Consider the following 23,155-nt stretch of genomic DNA (forward strand, 5'->3'; position numbering starts at 1 on the left):
CCATTGCTGACTGGAGGATGCAATGAAACTGACACATAAACTCGCGCTGGCCTCAGCGCTTGCCCTTATCGCAGCCGGTGCGGCCCATGCCGAACCGTTCCGCATGATCGTCACCGATCTCGAGCCGCCGCTGGTGCCGAACTCGATCATCGATTTCGCCGTCGCCGGTGGTTACTTTACCGAAGAAGGCGTCGAGCTAGAGCTGGTGCGCGTCGAACAGACGCCCTCGGCGCTGGCGGCCATTCAGGCGGGCGCGGGCGAGATGGCGAATATCTCGGTCGACGGGCTGCTGCAGCTGGTCGCCAATGGCGCCGATGACCTGCGCGCCGTCCTGACCCCGAACAAGGCGCTGCCCTATCAGATCATCGGCAAAGAAGAGATCGCATCGCTTGCCGATATCGCGGGGCATAGCTTTGGCGTCGGCCGCGTCGGCAGCCTCGATTATTCGCTGTCGATGAATGTCTTGTCGACCAATGGCGTTGACACGAATGCGGTAGAGGTTGTGGCCCTTGGCCAGCCCGCCGTGCGTGCGCAGGCGCTGTCGGCAGGTCAGGTGGATGCAACGACCGTTTCGTTGGGGATCTGGCTGTCGCTGCCCGACCGCACCGGCCTGCATATCATCACCAATGTCGATGATTTCTATGCCGCCGCGCCCGTGGTGAACAAAGTGAACATCGTCACTCTCGAAACGCTGGAAAACCGTCAGGCCGAAGTTGACGGCATCACCCGCGCCATCATCCGCGCCAGCCGCGATGTCGCTGAAAACAGCCAGCTTTGGGTGGATTTCATGACTACCGCCCGCCCCGATGTGTCGGCTGACACGCTGGAGCAACTGGCTGCGGCCTTTACCACCAGCTGGAGCGTGAATGGCGGCCTGTCTGCGGACGAGCTGAACTTTACCGCCAACTGGGCCTATCAGACCGAAGAATTCCAAGGCGTACGTGAAGTGACGCTGGCCGAATGGGTGGACTTCGGCCCGATTGACCGCGCGCTGGAAACCCTTGGCACCTCGGATATTTCCGATGCCGTTACGCGCTAAAGTAGGCAGATGACAATGGACCGTCCCGTCTCAGAGCAATCCAGCGCCGGTTTGGTGATGGAGAATGTCTCGAAAAGCTTCCTGCGCCCCGACGGGACGGAAACCTTTGCGCTGCGCGATGTGAACCTGCGGCTGGCCGATCAGGAATTTATCGCCTTGGTCGGCCCGTCGGGCTGCGGCAAGACGACGATGCTGCGGATGGCGAATGGGTTGCTAGCGCCCGATGGTGGCCGCGTGCTGCTGAAAGGCGCGCCGCCCAATCCCGGGCCTGATGCAGGTTTCGTCTTTCAATCCTTTCGCCTGATCCCGTGGGAGACGGTGCTGTCCAACATCACCTTTGCGCTGATGGATATGGACATGACCAAATCCGAACGCGACGCCCGCGCGCGCCATTATCTGGAACTGGTGGGGCTGTCGCGCGTCGCAGGCAATTATCCGGCGCAGCTATCGGGCGGTATGCGCCAGCGCGTCGCCCTTGCCCGCGCCTTGGCGGTCGAGCCGAAAATCCTGCTGATGGACGAGCCCTTTGCCAGCCTAGATGCCCAAACGCGCGAGTTGATGCAAACCGAGCTGCTGTCCTTGTGGGAACGCCGCCGCGCGCTTGTGATGTTCGTGACCCATTCGGTGGACGAGGCCGTGACCTTGGCCGACCGTGTGGTCGTCATGGGCGCGGGCCGCGTGCTGGAAACCGTTGATATCGACCTGCCCCGCCCGCGCGAAGGCGAAGCCCTGCGCGCGGACCCCCGTTATATCGAACTGCGCACCTATCTGTGGTCGCGTATCCGCGAGTTGGTCCTGTCGGACCCCGCATCTGAATTCCACGGCCGCCAAACCGGCCATCTCGGCCATACGGCGTGAAAGGATCTGTCATGGGCTATCTCGTTGGGGTCTATGCCATTTGGCTGCGCGAAGTGAAACGCGCGCTGCGGGACAAGGGCCAATTGATCGGCGGCGTCAGCCGTCCGCTGCTGTGGGTGCTGATCCTGGGGATCGGATTGAACCCCTATTTCCGGGGCGAGGTTTACGGCGAGACGCGCTTTGTCGTGCCCTATACCTATCTGCAATTCATCTTCCCTGCCGTGGTGGTGCTGAACATCCTTTATACCTCGGTGCAATCGGCGGTGTCTCTGATCTGGGACCGCGAATTCGGCTTCCTGCGCGAGGTGATGGTCTCGCCTATGCCGCGCAATCTGGTGCTGCTGGGCAAGGTGCTGGGCGGCGCGACGACCGCAGTGATCCACGGCTGTATGGTGCTGGCGGTCGCGCGTTTCGTCGGTGTGCAAATTCTGTGGCCGCAATTTTTCGAAGCGTTGGCGCTGATGTTCGTGCTATCGTTCGGCCTGACATCCTTTGGCATTATCGTTGCCAATTACATCCGCGGCTTTGAAGGCTTTGGTGTCTTTTCAAACGCCATCATCCTGCCGCTGTATTTCACCTCCAGCTCGGTCTTTCCGCTGGACCCCGCGCTGACGCGGGCGCAGACGCTGGTGGTCTATCCCGAATGGCTGGTGATCGTGGTGGAATGGAACCCGCTGACCTATGCCGTGGATGCGATGCGTGGCATCTTGATCAACTTCAACCAATTCGCCCCGATGCTTGGCTTCCAAGTGGTGGGAATTATGGCCGTGGTGCTGTTCCTCGCCGCCATGTGGGAATTCAGAAAGGTCTGACCCATGGCAAACCCTCGTATGCGTGCATGGAAGGGCTTTGTCCCGCTGGCGGTCTGTTTTGCGGTGCTGTTTGGTGCAGGCTTTTTGCCGCCCGACACATCGCTGAGCCAGATCGACAAAGCGGGCCGGATTTCCGTCTGCATTCCGCAAGTCGCACCGCCCATGGTGACCGGTCAGGCCGCCGCGCCCGGCTTTGACGTCGATCTGGTGACCGAGATCGCCCGCCGCGCCGGCTGGCAGCTCAGTTTCAGTCGCAATGCCGCAATGACCCGCGATATCAACCCGCGCAGCTGGCACATCACCCGCGCCCAGTGCCAAATGGTGGCGGGCGGTGTGGTGCTATCGGACACAACGCGATCCTATATGGACACGTCCGAGGGCTATCTACAGGCAGGCTGGGCGCTGATTGCCACCGCAGGCGCGCCAGAGATCAGCAGCGGTGATCAGGCGGGATTCCTTGCCGGTCTGTCGGGGCTGAACCGCATTACCCTTGGCCAGCATCTGCGCAGTATCGGCGTCTCGCCCGTCGTGGTGAACAACGTCCGCGATCTGCGCGGCGGGCTGGACAGCGGCCGCTTTGTTTATGCGATCACCGATGCCTTTACCGCGCAGGCCAATTTCAGCGAGGACGAGGGCTATGACCTAGGCTGGGTGCCGGGCGATACCGAGCGTTTTGCCCTGGGGTTCGGCTTTTGGAAGGGCGATATGACCCTGCGCCGCCATGTCGAGGGGCTGCTGGACGATATCCGTGCGGATGGCACCTTTGCCATGCTGGCACAAAAATATGACCTCGACCCCGCGCTCTATTGCGGGGACGAGGCGATTAACGAAGACGGAACCTGCTGACTAAAGCGCCCATTCACCGCGGCGGAAGACCGCGGTGCGGGTGCCGTCAGCGGCGACGCCGTCGATATCCACTTCGCCCGAACCGATCATCCAGTCGATATGGATCAGGCTGGAATTGCCGCCCTGCGCCTTGATCTGTTCGGGGGTCAGTTTCGCGCCATCGACGAAACAGTCGGAATAGCACTGGCCCAGCGCGATGTGGCAGGCGGCATTTTCGTCGAACAAAGTGTTATAGAACAGCACGCCCGAAGCCGAGATCGGCGAGGAATGCGGCACCAGCGCGACCTCGCCCAGACGGCGGGCGCCCTCGTCGATATCCAGCACCTTTTGCAGCACCTCCTCGCCGGTCGCGGCATGAGCCTCGACAATGCGGCCACCCTCGAACCGGACGCGGATATCGCGGATCAGCGTGCCGTTATGCGACAGCGGCTTGGTCGCGCTGACATAGCCCTCGACGCGCAGGGCGTGGGGGGTGGTGAACACTTCTTCGGTCGGAATGTTCGGGTTGCAGGTGATACCGTTCTTGGCCAGCGAGGCGCCGCCGTGCCATTCATGCCCATCCGCAAGGCCGACCATCAGATCGGTGCCGGGGCCGGTGAAATGCAGGCTCGCAAAGCGCTGCCCGTTCAACCAGCCGGATTTCTGCGCCAGATTGGCGTTATGTGCGTTCCACGCCGCCACCGGATCAGGCTGATCCACGCGTGATGCGGCAAAGATCGCTTTGGCCAGCGCGACAATCGCTTCGTCCTCGGGCAGGTCAGGAAAGACCAGCTTGGCCCAGGCCGGGTTCGGGTATGAGACGATCGACCAATTGATGTCGAACCCCGAGATCTTTTCCAGCGCGGGTTTATAGGCCGCCGATGTCGCGCGGTTCACGCGGGCAACCTTGGCAGGGTCCTGCGCCGAGAGCATCATCGGATTATCGCCCGAGATCGCCAGTCGCGCGGCATTGTTGTCGAAGGCTTCGCGCATCCCGCGATAGAGCCAGTCCGCCGCCTTATCGAAAGTCGCGTCATGGCCGTTTTCAAACCGCGCCAGCGTGATCGCCTCGTCCGACAGGATCGGCGTGATGACATTCGCGCCCGCCGCATAGGCATGGGCGACGATCCGGCGCACCAAAGGCAGTGCGGTCGTGGGCGCAGTCAGCACCAGATCCTGCCCTGCCTCCAGACGCAGGCCGACTTTCACCGCCACTTCGGCCAGACGGTCAACCATGGCCGGGTCAATCATTGCTTTCTCGCTCATCGCAGGTCCTTTCCTGTGTGCGGGCTGTCACCCATCCTAATCTGCAAGGGGATAAGGTCAATCAATGCCCTAGGGGCTTCACAACCCCGTGGAACAGGCTATGACGGAGGCACACCCTTTACGATCCTGCCAGGCGCAGGCTGGTTTCATGTCAGATACAGCAGCAGTCCCTTCCCCATTTTCGAACGCAACCTACCGCAATCTGTGGGCAGGCAACCTTGGCTCGGGCTTTGGCACGATGATTCAGGCGGTGGGGGCGGCATGGCTGATGATGGCGCTGACCTCGTCGGTCGATATGGTCGCGCTGGTGCAGGCGGCCAATGCGCTGCCGGTGGTGATCCTGTCGCTGATCGGCGGTGCCATTGCCGACAGCTACAACCGCCGCAAAGTCATGCTGATGACCCAAAGCTTTATGATGGTCATCTCGGCGCTGTTGGCGCTGTTCGCGCTGATGGGGTGGTTGTCGCCTTGGGTTCTGCTGGGGTTCACCTTTTTGGTCGGCTGCGGCAATGCGCTGAACAACCCGTCGTGGCAGGCCTCGGTCGCCGATATCGTGCAGCGAGATCAGCTGCCGATGGCGGTCAGCTATAATGCGATCAGCTTTAACCTTGCGCGCAGCATGGGGCCGGCAGTAGGCGGCCTTATCGTCAGCACGATCGGGCCGGTGGGCGCCTTTGCCGTCAATGCACTGACCTATCTGGGGCCGCTGACCGCCATCGGCACCTGGAAAGCACCCCAGCGCGAGCGGACATTGCCGCCCGAAACCATCCTGCCCGCCGTAATGGCCGGGCTGCGCTATGTCGGCATGTCGCAAGACCTGCTGCGGATCATCCTGCGGTCGGGCCTGTTCGGGTTTGGCACGGTGATTTTGCAAGCACTGATGCCGGTGGTTGCGGCGCAGCAAATTGGCGGCGGGCCGCTGGTCTTTGGTCTGCTGCTGGGCAGTTTTGGCGTCGGTGCCGTCGGCGGCGCTTTCCTGGGACCGCGTATTCAAGGGCGATTCCTGTCCGAGAAAATCGTTGCCACCGTCAGCCTGATCTTTTCGGCGATGCTGGTGCTGGTCGCACTGTCCAGCCAGCTGTGGATGGCGATGCCCGCCATTTTGCTGGCGGGCGGCGTCTGGGTGATGACATTGTCACTGTTCAACGTCTCGGTCCAGATGGCCGCGCCGCGCTGGGTCGTGGGACGGGCGCTGGCGCTGTATCAGACTTCGATGTTTGCAGGTTTCGCGCTGGGCAGCTGGTTCTGGGGCCGTCTGGCCGAGGATTTCGGCCTGATGCCCACCTTTTTGCTGGCGGCCGGCACAATGCTGCTGGTGGCTGCAACGGGTCTGATCTGGCCGATGCCCCCCCGCGTCAGCCGCAACCTCGAGCCGCTGAACCGTTTTCAGGAACCCACTGTCGATCTGGCGCTGTCGCCGCGCAGCGGACCGATTGTGGTGCAGATCGTCTATACCGTCCCGCCCGAAAACACCGACCGCTTTTTGCACCTGATGCAGGACCGCAAGCGCATCCGTATGCGCGACGGCGCGCGCAACTGGACATTGGCGCGCGATTTATCCGCGACAGACCACTGGGTCGAGCGGTATAAAGCCCCGACTTGGACCGATTACATTCGCCAGAACCAGCGGATCACACAGGCCGATGCGGCCATTGGCCTGAACCTGCGGGAATTGTTCCCCGAGGGCAGCCCGCCCATCGTGACCCGCTACCTCGAGCTGCACCACGAAACCCATCATACGATGCGCGCCATCGACCATGATCACCACTGAGGCAGCCTCATGCAAGACGATCCCATCACGCCCCGCCCCGCTGAGATCAACGCGGCGCTTGGCGCAGCATTCGACGCTGTCGCCTGCGGGCGCGAGCTGCTGCGCAATTCACCGGCGGCGGCGCTATCGACGCTGGACCCCGGCGGGTATCCCTATGGCACAGTGACGAATTTGGCGGTGATGCCGGACGGCACACCGGTCTTTTTCGGCGCAGGCCTTGCGCTGCATGTGCGCAATATTCTGGCCGATAACCGCATCTCGCTGGTGCTGGCGCCCTTTGGCGTCAAAGATCTGCTGACCAATCCGCGCATGACGCTGGTTGGCCGCGCGCACCGCATCGCGGCGGGCGAGGATGTGGACGCGCGCGCCGCTTATCTGGCGCGCTTTCCAAAGGCAAAGCTGTATTTGCAACTGCCCGATGCGATGATGTTCCGCATGGAGGTCACGGGCGTGCAATTGTCGGGGGGCCCTGCGCGCAATGCCAGCGATCTGACACCGGCGGCGCTGCGCGACTAAGCCTACAACATGGCCGCCGTCTTGCGCTGCAGATAAGATTTGCGGGCAAAGGCGGCCAGAAACAGCACGGTCAGGATCAACACGACCGTCGGCGCGGGGGCGCTGTCCAGATAAAAGCTGGCATAGACCCCGCCCAGCATCCCAAACAGACAGACAGCAACGGCAACCGCCAGCATCTTGCCAAAGCGGCGCGTGACCAAAAAGGCAATCGCCCCCGGTGCGATCAGCAGGCCTACCGCCAGGATCAGGCCCGTCGCCGTCATCGTCGCCACGATCGTCAGCGACAGCACCGTCAGCAGCCCGTAATGCAGTACACGCACCGGCAGCCCCGAGGCGCGCGCCTGCGCCGGATCAAAGGCATGCAGCATCAGATCCTTCCACTTCAGCAGCAGCAGCACCGACACCACCAGCGCGATCACGCCCGCCGTCCACAAATCATCCGCCCCGACGCCCAGCATATTGCCGAACAGGATATGGTCGAGATGCGCATCCGAGGTGATCGATGTGTAAAGCACGATCCCAAGGCCAAACATCCCCGAGAACACCACCCCCATGACTGTGTCTTGTTTCACGCGGCTGTTTTCAGCCAGATATCCCGTTGCAATGGATGTAAACAGCCCAGCCGCAAAAGCGCCGAATATCAACGGGATGCCAAAGATATAGGCCAGCACGATCCCCGGCAGCACGGCATGGCTGACCGCATCGCCCATCAGCGCCCAGCCTTTGAGCACCAAAAAGCACGACAGCAGCGCAGTGGGCACCGCGACAATTGCCGCGATGAAAAAGGCGTTTTGCATAAAGGCGAATTGGAACGGCAGCAGCAATGTATCCAGCATCATGCCGCCTCGCTTTCACGCAGGGCAGCGCGCGCCTTGGCCCGCGCTGCCAGCAGCCCGTGTTTGGGCGCAAAGATGAACGCAGCAAGGAAGATCAGCGTTTGCAGGCAGACGATGATGCCGCCCGTCGCGCCATCCAGATAATAGGAAATATAGGCGCCGAAAAAGCTGGTCAGCGTGCCGATGGCGACCGACAGCGCGATCAGGCGCGGAAAACGATCGCACAGCAGATAGGCTGTGGCACCCGGCGTCACCACCATCGCAATCACCAAAAACGCGCCAACCGTCTGCATTGCGGCCACCACACAGGCCGCCAGCAGCACAAAGAACACCGCTTTCAGCACATTGGGACGCAGACCGATAGAGCGGGCGTGGTTCTCGTCAAAGAACACGACCATCAGATCCTTCCATTTCAGCAGCAGAATCGCCAGCGAGACAACGCCGATGATCGCCAGTTGCAGCGTATCTTCGGGCGTGATGGCAAGGATATTGCCCATGGTAATCGTCTGAACCGAGACCGACATCGGATTGATCGAGACCATGAACAGCCCAAGACCAAAGAAGGAGGTAAAGATCAGCCCGATCACAACATCAACCTTTAGGCCCGTGCGATCCGACAGGAACAGCATCGCCGCCGCAGCAAGGCCGCCCGCGAAAAACGCGCCCAGCGCAAAGGGCAGCCCCAGCATATAGGCCCCCGCCACCCCCGGCACGACCGCATGGGACAATGCATCGCCGATCAACGACCAGCCCTTCAGCATCAGATAGGCCGACAGGAATGCGCAAACCGCGCCGACCAGCGCGGAGACCCACATGGCGTTCATCATATAGCTGTAGGTGAACGGCTCAAATAGCACGCTCATTGCGCACCCTCGCGGGTGTGGGTGCGCTCGCCATATTGCACCAGCGGGCGTTCGTCATCGCTAAAGATCGTCACGTGGCGACCGTCGTCGTCATCATGCAGCGCATCGCCGCCAAGAGTGAAATGGCGCAACACGCCGCCAAACGCTGCCTCGAGATTTTCGCGCGTAAAGGTCGTCTCGGTCGGACCATAGCCAATGACAGTGCCCTTGACCAAGACCACGCGGTCGCAAAACTCGGGCACCGATCCAAGGTTATGGGTCGAGACCAGCATCACGCGCCCCTCGTCCCGCAGCTCGCGCAAAAGGGTGATAATCTGTTCCTCGGTTTTCACATCGACGCCGGTGAACGGCTCGTCGAGCAGGATCACGCGGCCATCTTGGGCCAGCGCGCGCGCCAGAAAGACGCGCTTTTTCTGGCCGCCCGACAGCTCGCCAATCTGGCGGTGCCGGAATTCTTGCATATTCACGCGCTGAAGAGCCATATCGACCGCCGCGTGATCCGCCTTTGAGGGGCGGCGCAAAAAGCCCATATGGCCATAGCGCCCCATCATCACCACATCCTCGACCAGTACCGGAAAGGTCCAGTCGACCTCCTCGGACTGCGGGACATAGGCGACAAGGTTCTGTTTCAACGCCTCGCGCACGCTACGGCCAAGCAGGCGGATATCCCCCTTGGCCAAGGGCACAAAGCCCATGATCGCCTTGAAAAGCGTGGATTTTCCGGCGCCGTTCACCCCCACAAGCGCCGTAACGGTGCCCTTTGGGATTTCGAAACTGGCATCGCGTAGGGCGGTATGTCCATTGCGATAGGTAACGGTGATGCCCTCCGCGTGGATCCCGCCGCCCGGATCGCTGTCATGCTGCGGGGCGGGGGATGGGGTGGGGTGGCTCATGTGCTTGTCCTGCCGGATGGGTCGGTCGCCCTGATTTAATAGTTTATTGTGCCGCGCCGGTCAGGCCGCGCGCAACGGTTTCCGACGTCACACGCAACAAATCGAGATATGTCGGCACCGGGCCATCGGGTTCGGACAGGCTATCGACGTAAAGCTCACCGCCATAGGTGGCGCCCGTCTCGCGCGCGACCTGTTTGGCGGGGCCGGTGTTGACGGTACTCTCGCAAAAGACGACCGGAATATGATGTTCGCGCACGCCGTCGATGACCGCGCGCACCTGGCGCGGCGTGCCCATCTGGTCCGCGTTCATCGGCCACAGATACAGCTCGTGCAGACCAAAATCGCGGGCGAGATAGCTGAACGCGCCTTCGCAGGTGACCAACCAGCGCTGCGCCTCGGGAACGGCGGCGATCTCGGCCCGCAATGGCTCTAGCACCGCGCGCAGCTCGTCGCGATAGGCATCGGCATTCGCGGCATAAATGCTCGCATTGCCCGGGTCGTGCTGCGCAAGGGCCGCTTCGATATTGTTGATATAGATGATGGCGTTATCCAGACCCATCCACGCATGGGGATTGGGACGGCCGTCATAATCCCCGCCAGAAATCGAAATCGGATCAATCCCGTCGGTCAGCGTGACCGAGGGCACATCCCCCAAATTGTTCAGGAATTGCTGGAACCACAGTTCCAGATTCAACCCGTTCCACAGGATCAGATCGGCCCCTTGGGCGCGGACGATATCTTGGGGCGTCGGCTCGTATCCGTGGATTTCCGCACCGGGCACGGTGATCGACACGACATCTGCCGCATCACCCGCCACGCGCTGCGCCATATCGGCCAGCACGGTAAAGGTGGTCACCACTTTCAGCCGTGCATCATTCGCCATCGCCGCGTTTGTCATCAGCGCCGTTGCCGCAACAGCACCCAGCAAACGCATCATCGTCCCAGACATATTCCACCCCTTCAGCTTTCGTTAAGTCACCCTAGTTGCGAATTATTCGCATTAGCAAGCAGAATTTGCGAATTATTCGCAAAAACAGAAAATCTTCATTGCGTGATCACAATTGCGCGGGATTTTCGTGATTTTCCGCTTGAACGGTGACGCAAAATGTCACAGCGTCAGATTGTCGCACGTGCTGCGGCGGTGCAGCATTGGCCCCGGGAGGGTGACCGCTGCACCAACCCATCTGGAGGACAGAGATGAAACCGACTTCGCTGCTTTGGGCCAGTGCTGGCGCACTTGCATTGCTTGCCGCACCCGCCTTTGCTCAAGTGACCCCCGTCACCGATGAATTGCTGGCGAACCCGCCCGCTGGTGAATGGATCAGCTACGGTCAGAACCAAGAAAACTACCGTCACTCGCCCCTGACGCAGATCACGACTGAGAACGTCGGCCAACTGCAACTGGTCTGGGCGCGCGGCATGCAGCCGGGCAAAGTCCAAGTCACGCCCCTGATCCATGACGGCGTCATGTATCTGGCAAACCCGGGCGACGTGATCCAGGCCATCGACGCCAAAACTGGCGATCTGATCTGGGAACACCGCCGCCAACTGCCGAACATCGCCACGCTGAACAGCTTTGGCGAGCCGACCCGCGGCATGGCGCTGTACGGCACCAACGTTTACTTTGTTTCGTGGGACAACCACCTGGTCGCCCTCGACACCGCAACTGGCCAAGTGACGTTCGACGTCGACCGCGGCCAAGGCGAAGACATGGTTTCGAACTCGTCGGGCCCGATCGTGGCAAACGGCGTGATCGTTGCCGGTTCGACCTGCCAATACTCGCCGTTCGGCTGCTTTGTCTCGGGCCACGACTCGGCCACCGGTGAAGAGCTGTGGCGCAACTACTTCATCCCGCGCGCTGGCGAAGAGGGTGATGAGACTTGGGGCAACGATTACGAAGCCCGTTGGATGACCGGTGCCTGGGGCCAGATCACCTATGACCCCGTCACCAACCTTGTCCACTACGGCTCGACCGCTGTGGGTCCGGCGTCGGAAACCCAACGCGGCACCCCGGGCGGCACGCTGTACGGCACGAACACCCGTTTCGCCGTGCGTCCTGACACGGGCGAGATTGTCTGGCGTCACCAGACCCTGCCCCGCGACAACTGGGACCAGGAATGCACGTTCGAGATGATGGTCACCAATGTGGATGTCCAACCCTCGACCGAGATGGAAGGTCTGCAGTCGATCAACCCGAACGCCGCAACTGGCGAGCGTCGCGTGCTGACCGGCGTTCCGTGCAAAACCGGCACCATGTGGCAGTTCGACGCCGAAACCGGCGAATTCCTGTGGGCCCGTGATACCAACTACCAGAACATGATCGAATCCATCGACGAAAACGGCATCGTGACCGTGAACGAAGATGCGATCCTGAAGGAACTGGATGTTGAATATGACGTCTGCCCGACCTTCTTGGGCGGCCGCGACTGGCCGTCGGCCGCACTGAACCCCGACAGCGGCATCTACTTCATCCCGCTGAACAACGTCTGCTATGACATGATGGCCGTCGATCAGGAATTCACCTCGATGGACGTCTATAACACCAGCAACGTGACCAAGCTGCCGCCCGGCAAGGATATGATCGGTCGTATTGACGCGATCGACATCAGCACGGGTCGTACGCTGTGGTCGGTCGAACGTGCTGCGGCGAACTATTCGCCCGTCTTGTCGACCGGCGGCGGCGTTCTGTTCAACGGTGGTACGGATCGTTACTTCCGCGCCCTCAGCCAAGAAACCGGCGAGACCCTGTGGCAGACCCGCCTTGCAACCGTCGCGTCGGGCCAGGCCATCTCTTACGAGGTTGACGGCATGCAATATGTCGCCATCGCAGGTGGTGGTGTCAGCTATGGCTCGGGCCTGAACTCGGCACTGGCTGGCGAGCGAGTCGACTCGACCGCCATCGGTAACGCCGTCTACGTCTTCGCCCTGCCGCAATAAGGGCGGATACCCGCAGGCAACTGCAACCTTGCTGTGCGAAAGAGGCTCGCGGTGGAAACACCGCGAGCCTTGTCTCATGCGCATTCGCCGGATTTAATAGCCGCAAAGCAAGGATAATGTGATGGATCTTTCCAACTGGACCGCCCGCCCCCGCCCCGAACGTGTCACATTGCAGGGGCGTTACTGCCGCCTCGAGGCGTTAGAGGCGCGACATGCGGCAAGTCTGTTCACCGCCAGCTCGACCGCTGATATTGACGCGCGTTTCGCCTATTTGTTCGACCAACCGCCCGCCTCGGTCCAGCACATGGAGGCGTGGATCGCAGGGTTCCAAACCACCAGCGACCCGCTGATGTTCGCGCTGATTGACGCGCCATCGGGCGCGGTTGCGGGACGCCAAGCGCTGATGCGCATCGATCCGGCACATGGCGTGCTGGAAATCGGCCATATCTATTGGGGGCCACTGGCGGCGCGCAAACGGCCCGCCACAGAATCCATCTATCTGCTGCTGCGCTATGCCTTTGATACGCTGGGATATCGCCGGGTCGAATGGAAATGCCACGGGCTGAACACCCCATCGCGCAAGGCTGCGCTGCGGTTTGGCTTTCAATACGAGGGACTGTTCCGCAACCATATGGTAATGAAGGGTGAAAACCGCGACACCGCTTGGTTTGCGATCACGCTCGAGGATTGGCAATCACTGCGCCCCGCCTATGAGGCCTGGCTTTCCCCGGAAAACTTTGACAGCGATGGGCAGCAGCGGCAAAGCCTGCAGGCCCTGATCGCTTGAGGGCGGCATCCGCGTCATAGTTACGGCAAGGATCACCAAAAGGTTAAAATTCGACGGGCGCCCGGCCGTTCGATAACCCTGCCACCCAAAAAGAGTGGTGAACCGATGCGGCAGCCTATCCTGCCATCGCAAGATCAGAAACCCATGAGATATATGAAGATTTACCTTCATAGCGCTAGGATGGCAGGGGAAGTGATGATATTTCTCGGCCACCGAGGCGGCGCGATTTAAAGCATGATGCAGGGTTTTCCGATGGATAACACCGAATTTGACGAGATTTTTGACCCTACCCGTGACAAGGGCATTCATCTTTTCCCTGGCAGCACCATGCCCCTTCCCCAGAAAGTCGAGCGGGCGCGTGTGGATTACATCATCGCGACCGAGGACCCCGGACAGGCGGGCGCATTGCGTACAGCGATGTTGAATAAAAAAGATCAGGCGCTGATTGACGGCGACCTGCTGCTGCCCAGCGTGCCATTGGTGGTCGAGAATTTCACCTATGAGGCCCGCCTGCCGCGTGTGAACGGGAAACTGCTGCTTAGCGGTGCATCCGGGCGGCGCGTCCGCAAGCGGTTGCTGTGGGGAGATCGCGCGGGCGAGCAGGACCGCATGACCGTGGCGCAGCTGACCGAAGCAATCTCGCGGCCCAATGCGGTGATCCCAACCGCACAACAACCGCGTGAGATGCTGGAAAAACTGCCCTTCGTCATCGAGATGAAGAACGCGACAAACTTTTACCACTTCACATCGGAAACGCTGATCTACTTCAGCCTATACCGGAAATTCGCCCTTACAGGCCCCATTCACATCATAACGGCAGACCCAAAGCCGCCTAGCGCCTTTGTCGTTGAATCCATTCGCCTTTTCTATCCAGAACTGTTGGATAGGGTGTCATTTCGGAACAAGGAAATCGCCTATAATCGTGCGATTATCCCATTCAATCTTCAGCACTATTTCAGCCATCTGCGCGATCTGGCCTCGCCCCCGCGCGAGACGAAATTCGTATCTGGCGATTACCCCGAGCCGCAATACGAGAATATGAAGGCTATCGCATGGGGCGCGCGCGACGAGGCGCTTTACCTGCATCGCGTCGGCGCAGTTGAAATACCCAGTGAAACGCCCATCCGAAAACGCATCTATGTGGGCCGAAAGTCAGGCAAAAGCCGCAATATTGTGGGCGAGGACGAGTTGATCGCGCGTCTTGAGACGCTGGGTTTCAAGACACTGTATTTCGAAGACTATACCCCGCTTGAACAGGCGCAGATCATGCAGGGCGTTGATATTATGATCTCGGGCCATGGGGCCGGTTTCACCAATATGCTCTATGCCAAAAAGGGCGCAACATTAATAGAAATCAGCCACTTACAGACCGCTCGGCATCGCTTTGGCGATTTTCATATGCATGCGGGCGTGTCTGGCGCACGACATATCCACTTTTTTGCCGATCATGATTTCGACACGACCGATGGCCTGCCGAATATGCACAAGGACGGACATGTCGGCATCTACCTCAGCGAGAACGCCCTGGACCGCCTGGAGGGGCTGATTATGTCGCTGATCCAGCGCGGTGCCTTCTTGAAACAAAAGCTGGCTATTGATGCGCTCGAAGCAGCAGGTGATTATGCAGGCATTATCGCGACGATCGAAGGTGACCCTCGGTTCCTATACGCATATTCAGACGTCGCTGTATGCGCGGCCCAAGCCTATGAAAAATTGGGGAACCCACAACAAGCGGCGCGCCATTGCCGGATCGCGCAATTCGTGTCGCCGTTTCGCAGCAAACTTTTCCGAAATGTGGTGCTATCGCTGATCGCCGCAGGTGACCATGTCGGGGCCAAGGCGGAAATGAAGCGGTTTAGGGCATTCGCACCGGGAATATCCAGGAACTTTGAAAGCGAAAACGCGACCCTATTGGCCGCGCTTTCAGATCTATAAAGCGTCAATCGATCCGCTTGCCCGTTTCACGGTCAAAGGCGGTCATGGCAGCGAAGGGCAGGCTGAACGTCACCTGCTGGCCGGGCTGCGCGGTAGATGCGCCGCTGTGGCGCAGGATCAGCTCTTGCTTCAGTCCGCTCACGTGAACATAGGCAAAGCTTTCCGCCCCGACCAACTCGACCGCATCGACCTGCCCCGTCAGGGTCAGCGCGGGCCCTGTGACAGGATCAAGGCGGATTTCCTCGGGGCGGATGCCCAAAGTGCCGGTATTGAAGGGCAGCGAGTCGGGCAAGGCAGCCACCGCGCGCAGATCATCGATCGGGATCAGGTTCATCCCCGGCGCACCTATGAACGAGGCGACATGCAAGGATGCGGGACGGGCGTACACTTCTAGTGGCGTGCCAACCTGTTCGATGCCGCCGTTTGACATGACGACCAAACGGTCGGCCATGGTCATCGCCTCTAGCTGGTCATGCGTCACATAGACCGAGGTTGTGCCAAGGCGGCGTTGCAGGCGACGGATTTCAACCCGCATATGCCCGCGCAGCTTCGCATCCAGGTTCGACAGCGGCTCGTCAAACAGGAAGACTTTGGGCTGACGCACAATCGCGCGACCCATGGCGACGCGTTGACGCTGGCCGCCCGATAGGGCGCGCGGCTTGCGATCAAGGAACTTTTCGATCTCGAGCAGCTTCGCCGCATCAGCCACACGCGCGTCGATCTCGGCCCGCGGGGTGCGTCGGTTTTTCAGCCCGTATTCCAGATTTCCACGCACCGTCATATGCGGATAAAGCGCATAGTTCTGGAACACGAGGGCGATGTCACGCTCGGCCGGCTCCAATTCGTTCACGACACGATCACCGATGCGGATCTCGCCCGAGGACACGGTCTCTAGCCCCGCGATCATGCGCAAAAGGGTCGACTTGCCGCAGCCCGAGGGGCCGACCAGCACGACCATTTCACCGTCTTGAATCTTGAGGTCGATGCCTTTCATCGCCTCAACACCGCCAGCATAGGTCTTGCGCAGGTTGCTGATTTCAATGCCAGCCATCTGTTATTTCTCCGTCTCGACAAGGCCTTTAACGAAAAGCCTTTGCATAAAGATCACCACCAGAACCGGCGGCAACATGGCCAGCATCACGCCCGCCATCACGATATTCCATTGAGGTTCACCGTCGGCGATATCCAGCAAGCGCTTGATCCCCATGACGATTGTGTAGAATTTCTGATCCGTGGTGATCAGCATCGGCCACAGGTATTGCACCCAGCCATAGATGAACATGATCACGCACAGCGCCGCGATATTGGTGCGCGACAGCGGCAGCAGTATGTCTTTCATAAAGCGCAAGGGACCTGCACCATCGACGCGCGCAGCCTCGGCTAGCTCGTCCGGCACGGTCAGAAAGAACTGGCGGAACAAGAAGGTCGCGGTGGCCGATGCGATCAGCGGCAGCGTCAGGCCCGCATAGCTATTGAGCAGGCCAAGGTTCGCGACCACCTCGAATGTCGGGATGATCCGCACCTCGACCGGCAGCATCAGCGTGACGAAGATTGTCCAAAATGCCAAGCCGCGGAACGGAAAGCGGAAATAGACGATCGCATAGGCCGACAGGAACGAGATAAACACCTTGCCGATCGTGATCAGCACCGCCACGACAATCGTGGTCTGCAACATTTGCAGCAGTGGCGGCGCGCCGGCCAGCGAATTGCCATCCATCAGCATCCGGCCATAGTTGTTCAGCATCTGATCGCCCGGCAGCAATGGCGTCACGCCGCTGAGAAAGGTTGATTGCGGGTGGGTCGAGGCGACAAAGGCCAGATAGACTGGAAAGATCACCGCCAGCACGCCAAGGATCAGCACGACATGCGACAGGATTGTCAAAAGGGGACGTTTTTCAACCATTGATCCGGACCTTTAATATTGCACGCGCCGCTCGACATAGCGGAACTGGATGAAGGTCAGCAGGATCACAAATCCCATCAGCACGACCGATTGTGCGGCAGATGCGCCAAGGTTTAGGCCCTTCACGCCATCGGCATAGACTTTGTAGACAAGGGTCGTCGTCTCGGCATTGGGGCCGCCTGCGGTGGCGCCATCAATCGTGCCGAATGTGTCGAACAGCACGTAGTTCATATTGATGATCAGCAAGAAGAAGGTCGTCGGCGACAGCAGCGGGAAGACAATCGTCCAGAACCTGCGGATAGGCCCGGCGCCATCAATGGCAGCGGCCTCGGTCAGGGATTGCGGGATGGATTGCAGACCGGCCAGGAAGAACAGGAAGTTATAGGACACCTGTTTCCACGTCGCGGCCAGAATGACCATCAGCATGGCCTGATTGCCGTCGATGCGGTGGTTCCAGGTGATGCCGAATGCCTTCAGCGCATGGGGCAAGATGCCCAGTGTCGGGTTGAACATGAACCACCACAGCGCGCCTGCAACGACGGGGGCCACGGCATAGGGCCAGACCAGCAGCGTGGAATAGACGCGATTGGCGCGGATGACGCGGTTCACCGCCACCGCTAGCAGGATCGAGATCGACATCGCCAGCACCGTCACGCCCACGGCAAACACCACGGTGCGATTGATCGCTTTCAGATAGGACGGATCGCGGAAAATGCGCGCGTAATTGTCAAACCAGATGAAGGTCGAGGACAGGCCAAAAGGGTCCTGTCGCAGGAATGAAAACCAGACCGCCTGCCCTGCCGGCCAAATGAAGAAGATAAGCGTGATGGCCAGCTGTGGAGCCAGTAACACCCAAGGCAGCCACTGCCCGGGGAAGATGGCGCGTTTCGATTGCATGGAACCTGTCCGGAAATAGGAAAAGCTGCGGGACGGATGGCCGCCCCTCAGCCGATAGGAAAAGCAGCGGAGCGGATGGCGCCCCCCAGCCGATAGCAAAAACAGCGGGGCGTAACGCGCGCCCCGCTGTCTGATTGGTGTGGTTACTGGTTGGCCGCTTCGAAATCGCGCAGGATCTGGTTGCCGTTGGCGACCGCATCGTTCAGCGCTTGTTCAGCGGTTTTCGCGCCCGACAGGGTCGCTTCCAGCTCTTGGTCGAACACAGCGCGGATTTGCGTGAAGTTACCAAAACGCAGACCTTTCGAGTTTTCGGTCGGTGCGTTCAGTGTCAGCTGGCGGATCGACGTGTCCGAGCCGGGGTTGGCTTCATAATAGCCTTGCTCGGTGCTCAGGTCATAGGCGGCTTGGGTGATCGGCAGATAGCCGGTCGCCTGGTGCCAGTCGGCCTGCACTTCGGCGCTCGACAGATAGTTCAGGAAAGCCGCCGCGCCTTGGTATTCGGCCTCGTCATGACCGCGCAGAACCCACAGGGTCGCGCCGCCGATGATCGAGTTTTGCGGTGCGCCAGCAACGTCGTCGTAATGCGGCTGAAAGCCGAAGCCGACTTCGAAATCGGTGGCATTGTTCATGATGCCAGCGCGCGAGGCGGACGAGCCGATGAACATGGCGCAGGTTTGCGCATAGAACGACGGCGCAGCTTCAGCACCGCCTGCAGGGCCGCCATAGCGGAACACGCCCTCGTCCTGCCACTTCTTCAGATCTTCCCAGAAGCGCACTTGCAGCAGGCCGTTCAGTTGCAGCTCGGTCGCCAGGCCACCAAAGCCATTTTCCAGCGTGCCGATGGGCTGGTTGTGCCAGGCCGAGAAATTCTCGGTGCCGACCCAGGTCGCAGCATAGGACAGCGCGATCCCGCAGCTTGCGGCGTCGGCCTCGATGATCTGACGCGAGAAGCTTTCAACTTCAGCCCAGGTTTGCGGCGGCTGCTCGGGGTCGAGGCCAGCGGCTTCGAACACGGTTTTGTTGTAATACAGGATCGGGGTCGACGAGTTGAACGGCATCGACAGCATATTGCCTTCGGTGTCCGAATAGTAACCGACGACAGCCGACAGATACGAGCTGGGGTCGAACGGCAGGCCGGTATCGGCCATCAGTTGGTAGACGGGATAGACGGCGCCTTTGGCGGCCATCATCGTGCCGGTGCCAACTTCGTAGACCTGAACCAGAACGGGCTGCTCGTTCGCGCGGAAGGCAGCGATGGTGCCGACCAGCGATTCTTCGTAGCTGCCGCGATAGATCGGGGTCACGGTATAGTCGCTTTGGCTGGCGTTAAAATCGGCCGTGATGCTTTCCAGCTTGGTGCCAAGTTCGCCCGACATCGAATGCCACCACGTGACTTCGGTCTGTGCATAGGCACCTTGGGCCAGCAGGGCGAGGGCCGTGCCAGAGGCCAAAAGGGTCTTTTTCATCCTGAACTCCCGTATGGATGATCCGCGCCGGTCAGACCGGCATGGGGCGCCAGATAAGTAAGGGATGTGGCGCTTGGATGGCACGGCCATGAAGGTTTGGTGACGCCGCTTTATTCGGCACCCGGCAGGGCAAGGGCGATGTCGGGGCGGTCGGTGTGAACATAGGCCACGCCGCGGGCGATCCAGCGGGCCAGTTCCTCGGCGCTGTTGGGCGTCCAGACGGTCAGACGCTCGGGCGCGCGCAGGGCCGCCACACGGTCAAAGCGCGTTTCCAGATAAAGGTTATGGAAGGCCGCATAGGCCACCCAACCGTCGATCTTGTGCAGCAGCGCCTCGAGCCCGCCATAGATTTGCGCGTTCTTTTCATAGATGCACAGCATCAGCGGAAATTCGGGGGCGATCTCGTGCAATTCGGACAGCACCGACAGATCAAAGCTGAGTATACAGATCCGCGCGGGATCGACCGCCCGCGCGCGCAGCAGGTTTGCGACGGCGGCGGCCAGGCCCGGATAGGGCTTGTGATCGTCGTCCGACTTGATTTCAATAAAGAAAATCGCGCTGGGATGGGCCAGAATCACATCCAGCGCCTCGTCCAAAGTCGCCAGATGATTGCCGGTCATCGCGCCGGTATCATCGCGCAGCGTGATGGCTTTGCGCGCCTCGGGCGACAGCGCGCGGACATCGCCGGTGCCGCTTGTGGTGCGCGACAGCGTGGCGTCATGGATGACGATCACCTCGCCCGCTTGGCTTAGATGCACATCGCATTCGACGCCCGAGACGCCGCGCCCCTCGGCCTCCAGCTTTAGCACTTCGCGGAACCCTTCAAGCGAGTTTTCCGCCCATAGGTTGCGGGCCCCACGGTGGCCCATGATCTTGGTCATATCACATCTCGGCTGTTAAGACGCGCCAATGGCGCCAGCGCAGCCGATGCGCCGGGAATGTAAAAGCTGTGCAACAATTTGGTGTCGAAGGGATGATACCCTAGGGGCGCGGACGTGGCGCCCATAGCACGACGACAAATCCCGCAATGGCAATTGCCGCGCCCGCCAGCATGATCAGGCTGACCTGTTCATCCAGCAGAACTGCGCCCAGCGCGATGGTCATCAGCGGCATCATCAGCCCCAATGACGCCATCAGGCTGGCCGGATAACGCTGCAGCAGGCGGATATAGCCGACATGGCTGAACATCGTGACCAGCAGCACGGAAAAGGCCAAGGCCCCCCAGAACGGCCAACCGACGGCGACCGCACTGCCCCAACGGTCGAACTCCAGCAGATAGGTCATGATCACCAGCGGAATAATCGAGACCGCCGCCGACCACGCCTGAAAGCGGTAAGGGCCAATCGGCGGCATCCGTTTCAACAAAACCGAGCCCAGCGCGATACATCCTGCGGACCCCAGTGCAAAGATCAGACCCGGCTCAAGCAGGCTGGTGCCGGGTTTCCAGATCACCACCAGCACACCGCAAAGCGACAGGATAATGCCCAGCGTCATGCGCAGTGTGATCACCTCGGCCAGCAACAGCCACGACAAAACGGCGGTAAAGGGCACACTGGATTGCAGCACGATCGACACCGTGCCCGCAGGTGCCGTGGCCAGCGACATGAAATTCAGCCCGAAATGCAAACCGCCCATCAGCAGGCCGATCCCGACAAAGCCCCAGACACGCGGCGGCAGCGGAAACAGCAGGGGCGATAGAATCACCGCCACCAATATGAATCGCAATGTCGCGTAAAAGATCGGCGCGACGTCGAATGTGGTGAAAAGCACCCGGCTGACGATCAGATTGATCGCCCAGACAAGGCAAATGCAGGTGAAAAAGGCGATGTCGATGGGGCGCAATGAACGGGGAACCAGCAATAAGAGGCAGGCGCCACACATGACAGGGGCGGCGCGGATTGCCAATGCAATGCCGCGCCGCCCCCTTAGATTTTCGACACTTATCTCGCCTTAGACGCCAGCCGCTACTTTTTTCACACGCAGCTTGTCGATGGCGTTGCCGTCCATTGTGACAACCTCGAACAGCAGGCCCTCGACCTCTAGCGTATCACCGTTTTGCGGCATGCGGCGCATGTGGCGCAGCAGATAGCCGGCTAGGGTCGAATAACGCTCGGTATCATCCTCAAGGTCAACGTCCAGCAGTTGCGAGGCGCGGCGAATATCGACCCAGCCGTCCAACAGCCATGATCCATCCGCGCCCAGAACTTCGGTCGCGGGGGCCTCGTTCTCGTCGGGGAAGTCACCGGCGATGGCCTCTAGCACATCGGTCGGGGTCGCGATCCCCTCCAACGAGCCGAACTCGTCCACGATCACCGCCATCTGCACGTTCGAGCTGCGCAGCTGTTCAATCAGGCGCAACACTGAGACGCTTTCATGCACGACCAGCGCCTCGCGCACCGAACGCTCGGGATTGATGCGCCCTTCGGTCAGCAGGTCGCGCATCAGATCGCGGGTCAGCGCCACGCCCATAAAGTCATCCAACGCACCGTTCGAGACCAGATAGCGGGCATGGCCCTGCGACAAGATCTGGCTGCGGATCGTGTCCAGATCATCACTGAGGTTGATCCAGTCGATGTCGCTGCGCGGCGTCATCACCGAGGTGGCAGGACGATAGGACAGCGTCAGAACGCCTTGGATCATTTCCTTTTCTTCGCGGGCAAACAGCTCTTGCGAGGCGGATTGCTCGGCGATCATATCGGCGGTGCCGCCCAGTTGTTCGCCCTTGCTGCCGCCCAGCAGACGCAGCACGGCGTCAGCGGTGCGGTCACGCAAATCGCCCGACGAGATAAAGCGCTCGCGGTTGCGGCGACCGATCTGGTTCAGCGCCTCGATCAGGACCGAAAAGCCGATTGCGGCATAGAGATACCCTTTGGGGATGTGGAAGCCAAAGCCTTCGACGATCAGCGAGAAACCGATCATCATCAAAAAGCCCAGACACAGGATCACAACCGTCGGGTGTTTCGAGACAAATGACATCAGCGGTTTTGCCATCAGCAGCATGACCGACATCGCAACGATAACAGCGATATACATGATCGACAGATGCTGAACCATGCCCACAGCCGTAATCACGCTATCCAGCGAAAAGACCGCATCCAGCACGACGATCTGCAGCAGAACCTGCCAGAACGCGGCGTGCACCGGGTTTTGCGCCTTGGTCGAATGGTGACCTTCCAGACGCTCATGCAGCTCCATCGTGCCTTTGAACAGCAAGAACAGGCCGCCAAAGATCAAGATCAGATCGCGCCCCGAGAAACCATGTCCAAACAGATGGAACAGGTCGGTTTGCAGCGTGACAATCCACGCGATGGACGCCAGCAGCACAAAGCGCATCCCCAGCGCCAGCGACAGGCCGATGATACGGGCGCGCTCGCGTTGATGGGGGGGCAATTTGTCGGCCAGCACGGCGATAAACACAAGGTTGTCGATACCTAGCACGATCTCTAGCACGATCAGCGTCGCTAGGCCGGCCCAGGCGGCGGGGTCGGACATCCATTCAAACAACACGGGTTTGGTCTCCGGTAAGGGGGAAAGGGGACACGCCAAAAGCC

General features: G+C 60.4%; 21 protein-coding genes. 9 read left to right on the plus strand and 12 right to left on the minus strand.

The genetic code is table 11. The annotated features are described in order from the left end of the window. The first annotated feature begins 22 nt into the window (after nucleotides 1–22). Genes KVU_RS11315 through KVU_RS11330 form a run of 4 tightly spaced genes read left to right on the plus strand, consistent with a single transcriptional unit; the run spans nucleotide 23 to nucleotide 3,555 of the window. Nucleotides 23–1,039 carry an ABC transporter substrate-binding protein gene (locus tag KVU_RS11315; RefSeq protein WP_013385371.1) on the plus strand — a complete coding sequence of 339 codons (1,017 nt, stop codon included), beginning with the start codon at nucleotides 23–25 and terminating at the stop codon, nucleotides 1,037–1,039. 15 nt (nucleotides 1,040–1,054) lie between these two features. Beyond that, entirely contained in the window at nucleotides 1,055–1,897 is an 843-nt protein-coding gene (locus KVU_RS11320; protein ID WP_013385372.1) for an ABC transporter ATP-binding protein, read from the plus strand. A gap of 11 nt (nucleotides 1,898–1,908) precedes the next feature. Continuing rightward, nucleotides 1,909–2,709 (plus strand): ABC transporter permease, encoded by an 801-nt coding sequence (locus tag KVU_RS11325; RefSeq protein WP_013385373.1) that lies wholly within the window; start codon nucleotides 1,909–1,911, stop codon nucleotides 2,707–2,709. Between the two features lie 3 nt (nucleotides 2,710–2,712). After that, on the plus strand, nucleotides 2,713–3,555 hold the full coding sequence (locus KVU_RS11330) for a substrate-binding periplasmic protein (protein ID WP_013385374.1): 843 nt from the start codon (nucleotides 2,713–2,715) through the stop codon (nucleotides 3,553–3,555). On the opposite strand, the gene KVU_RS11335 is transcribed toward KVU_RS11330, so the two are convergent. After that, nucleotides 3,556–4,800 (minus strand): aminopeptidase, encoded by a 1,245-nt coding sequence (locus KVU_RS11335; protein ID WP_013385375.1) that lies wholly within the window; start codon nucleotides 4,798–4,800, stop codon nucleotides 3,556–3,558. It lies immediately after the preceding gene. Nucleotides 4,801–4,948: 148 nt separating this feature from the next. Here KVU_RS11335 and KVU_RS11340 point away from each other — a divergent pair, with 148 nt between their 5' ends. Together KVU_RS11340 and KVU_RS11345 are read left to right on the plus strand one after the other, a co-directional pair. Further along, nucleotides 4,949–6,571 (plus strand): MFS transporter, encoded by a 1,623-nt coding sequence (locus tag KVU_RS11340; protein WP_014538024.1) that lies wholly within the window; start codon nucleotides 4,949–4,951, stop codon nucleotides 6,569–6,571. Between the two features lie 9 nt (nucleotides 6,572–6,580). Next, on the plus strand, nucleotides 6,581–7,087 hold the full coding sequence (locus KVU_RS11345; protein ID WP_013385378.1) for a HugZ family pyridoxamine 5'-phosphate oxidase: 507 nt from the start codon (nucleotides 6,581–6,583) through the stop codon (nucleotides 7,085–7,087). A 2-nt stretch (nucleotides 7,088–7,089) separates the two neighbouring features. Here the strand turns inward: KVU_RS11345 and KVU_RS11350 are convergent, their stop codons facing one another. Genes KVU_RS11350 through KVU_RS11365 form a run of 4 tightly spaced genes read right to left on the minus strand, consistent with a single transcriptional unit; the run spans nucleotide 7,090 to nucleotide 10,628 of the window. Beyond that, the gene (locus KVU_RS11350) at nucleotides 7,090–7,923 is read right to left on the minus strand and encodes a metal ABC transporter permease (RefSeq protein ID WP_013385379.1); all 834 of its coding nucleotides are present in this window, start codon (nucleotides 7,921–7,923) and stop codon (nucleotides 7,090–7,092) included. Then, a complete protein-coding gene (locus KVU_RS11355; protein WP_013385380.1) occupies nucleotides 7,923–8,786 on the minus strand; it encodes a metal ABC transporter permease in 864 nt (287 codons plus the stop codon). Before KVU_RS11355 ends, KVU_RS11350 begins: the two co-directional genes overlap by 1 nt. After that, nucleotides 8,783–9,679: a manganese/iron ABC transporter ATP-binding protein gene (locus KVU_RS11360; protein ID WP_013385381.1), complete on the minus strand. Its 897-nt coding sequence runs from the start codon at nucleotides 9,677–9,679 to the stop codon at nucleotides 8,783–8,785. Before KVU_RS11360 ends, KVU_RS11355 begins: the two co-directional genes overlap by 4 nt. Nucleotides 9,680–9,722: 43 nt before the next feature. Next, nucleotides 9,723–10,628, minus strand: a complete 906-nt coding sequence (locus KVU_RS11365) for a metal ABC transporter substrate-binding protein (protein ID WP_013385382.1) — start codon at nucleotides 10,626–10,628, stop codon at nucleotides 9,723–9,725. A 248-nt stretch (nucleotides 10,629–10,876) separates the two neighbouring features. Between KVU_RS11365 and KVU_RS11370 the strand changes: the two genes are divergently transcribed. The 3 genes from KVU_RS11370 (at nucleotide 10,877) to KVU_RS11380 (ending at nucleotide 15,338) form a co-directional block, all read left to right on the plus strand. After that, the gene (locus KVU_RS11370; RefSeq protein ID WP_014538026.1) at nucleotides 10,877–12,616 is read left to right on the plus strand and encodes a pyrroloquinoline quinone-dependent dehydrogenase; all 1,740 of its coding nucleotides are present in this window, start codon (nucleotides 10,877–10,879) and stop codon (nucleotides 12,614–12,616) included. 121 nt (nucleotides 12,617–12,737) lie between these two features. Beyond that, the gene (locus KVU_RS11375) at nucleotides 12,738–13,403 is read left to right on the plus strand and encodes a GNAT family N-acetyltransferase (RefSeq protein WP_013385384.1); all 666 of its coding nucleotides are present in this window, start codon (nucleotides 12,738–12,740) and stop codon (nucleotides 13,401–13,403) included. A 615-nt stretch (nucleotides 13,404–14,018) separates the two neighbouring features. Next, nucleotides 14,019–15,338, plus strand: a complete 1,320-nt coding sequence (locus tag KVU_RS11380; RefSeq protein WP_236953107.1) for a glycosyltransferase family 61 protein — start codon at nucleotides 14,019–14,021, stop codon at nucleotides 15,336–15,338. Nucleotides 15,339–15,342: 4 nt separating this feature from the next. Here KVU_RS11380 and KVU_RS11385 read toward each other — a convergent pair whose 3' ends face one another. From KVU_RS11385 to KVU_RS11415, 7 genes are all read right to left on the minus strand, one after another. Next, a complete protein-coding gene (locus KVU_RS11385) occupies nucleotides 15,343–16,389 on the minus strand; it encodes a sn-glycerol-3-phosphate import ATP-binding protein UgpC (protein ID WP_013385386.1) in 1,047 nt (348 codons plus the stop codon). Nucleotides 16,390–16,392: 3 nt separating this feature from the next. Continuing rightward, nucleotides 16,393–17,241: a sn-glycerol-3-phosphate ABC transporter permease UgpE gene (gene ugpE, locus KVU_RS11390; RefSeq protein ID WP_013385387.1), complete on the minus strand. Its 849-nt coding sequence runs from the start codon at nucleotides 17,239–17,241 to the stop codon at nucleotides 16,393–16,395. A 12-nt stretch (nucleotides 17,242–17,253) separates the two neighbouring features. Further along, the gene (gene ugpA, locus KVU_RS11395) at nucleotides 17,254–18,138 is read right to left on the minus strand and encodes a sn-glycerol-3-phosphate ABC transporter permease UgpA (protein WP_013385388.1); all 885 of its coding nucleotides are present in this window, start codon (nucleotides 18,136–18,138) and stop codon (nucleotides 17,254–17,256) included. A gap of 143 nt (nucleotides 18,139–18,281) precedes the next feature. Next, a complete protein-coding gene (ugpB, locus tag KVU_RS11400; protein WP_013385389.1) occupies nucleotides 18,282–19,604 on the minus strand; it encodes a sn-glycerol-3-phosphate ABC transporter substrate-binding protein UgpB in 1,323 nt (440 codons plus the stop codon). 110 nt (nucleotides 19,605–19,714) lie between these two features. After that, a complete protein-coding gene (locus KVU_RS11405; protein ID WP_013385390.1) occupies nucleotides 19,715–20,485 on the minus strand; it encodes a glycerophosphodiester phosphodiesterase family protein in 771 nt (256 codons plus the stop codon). A 100-nt stretch (nucleotides 20,486–20,585) separates the two neighbouring features. Continuing rightward, a complete protein-coding gene (locus KVU_RS11410; RefSeq protein WP_162491181.1) occupies nucleotides 20,586–21,446 on the minus strand; it encodes a DMT family transporter in 861 nt (286 codons plus the stop codon). A gap of 108 nt (nucleotides 21,447–21,554) precedes the next feature. Beyond that, entirely contained in the window at nucleotides 21,555–23,111 is a 1,557-nt protein-coding gene (locus tag KVU_RS11415) for a TerC family protein (RefSeq protein ID WP_013385391.1), read from the minus strand. Nucleotides 23,112–23,155: the final 44 nt, after the last annotated feature.

The sequence above is a fragment of the Ketogulonicigenium vulgare WSH-001 genome, from assembly GCF_000223375.1.
Lineage (GTDB): Bacteria > Pseudomonadota > Alphaproteobacteria > Rhodobacterales > Rhodobacteraceae > Ketogulonicigenium > Ketogulonicigenium vulgare.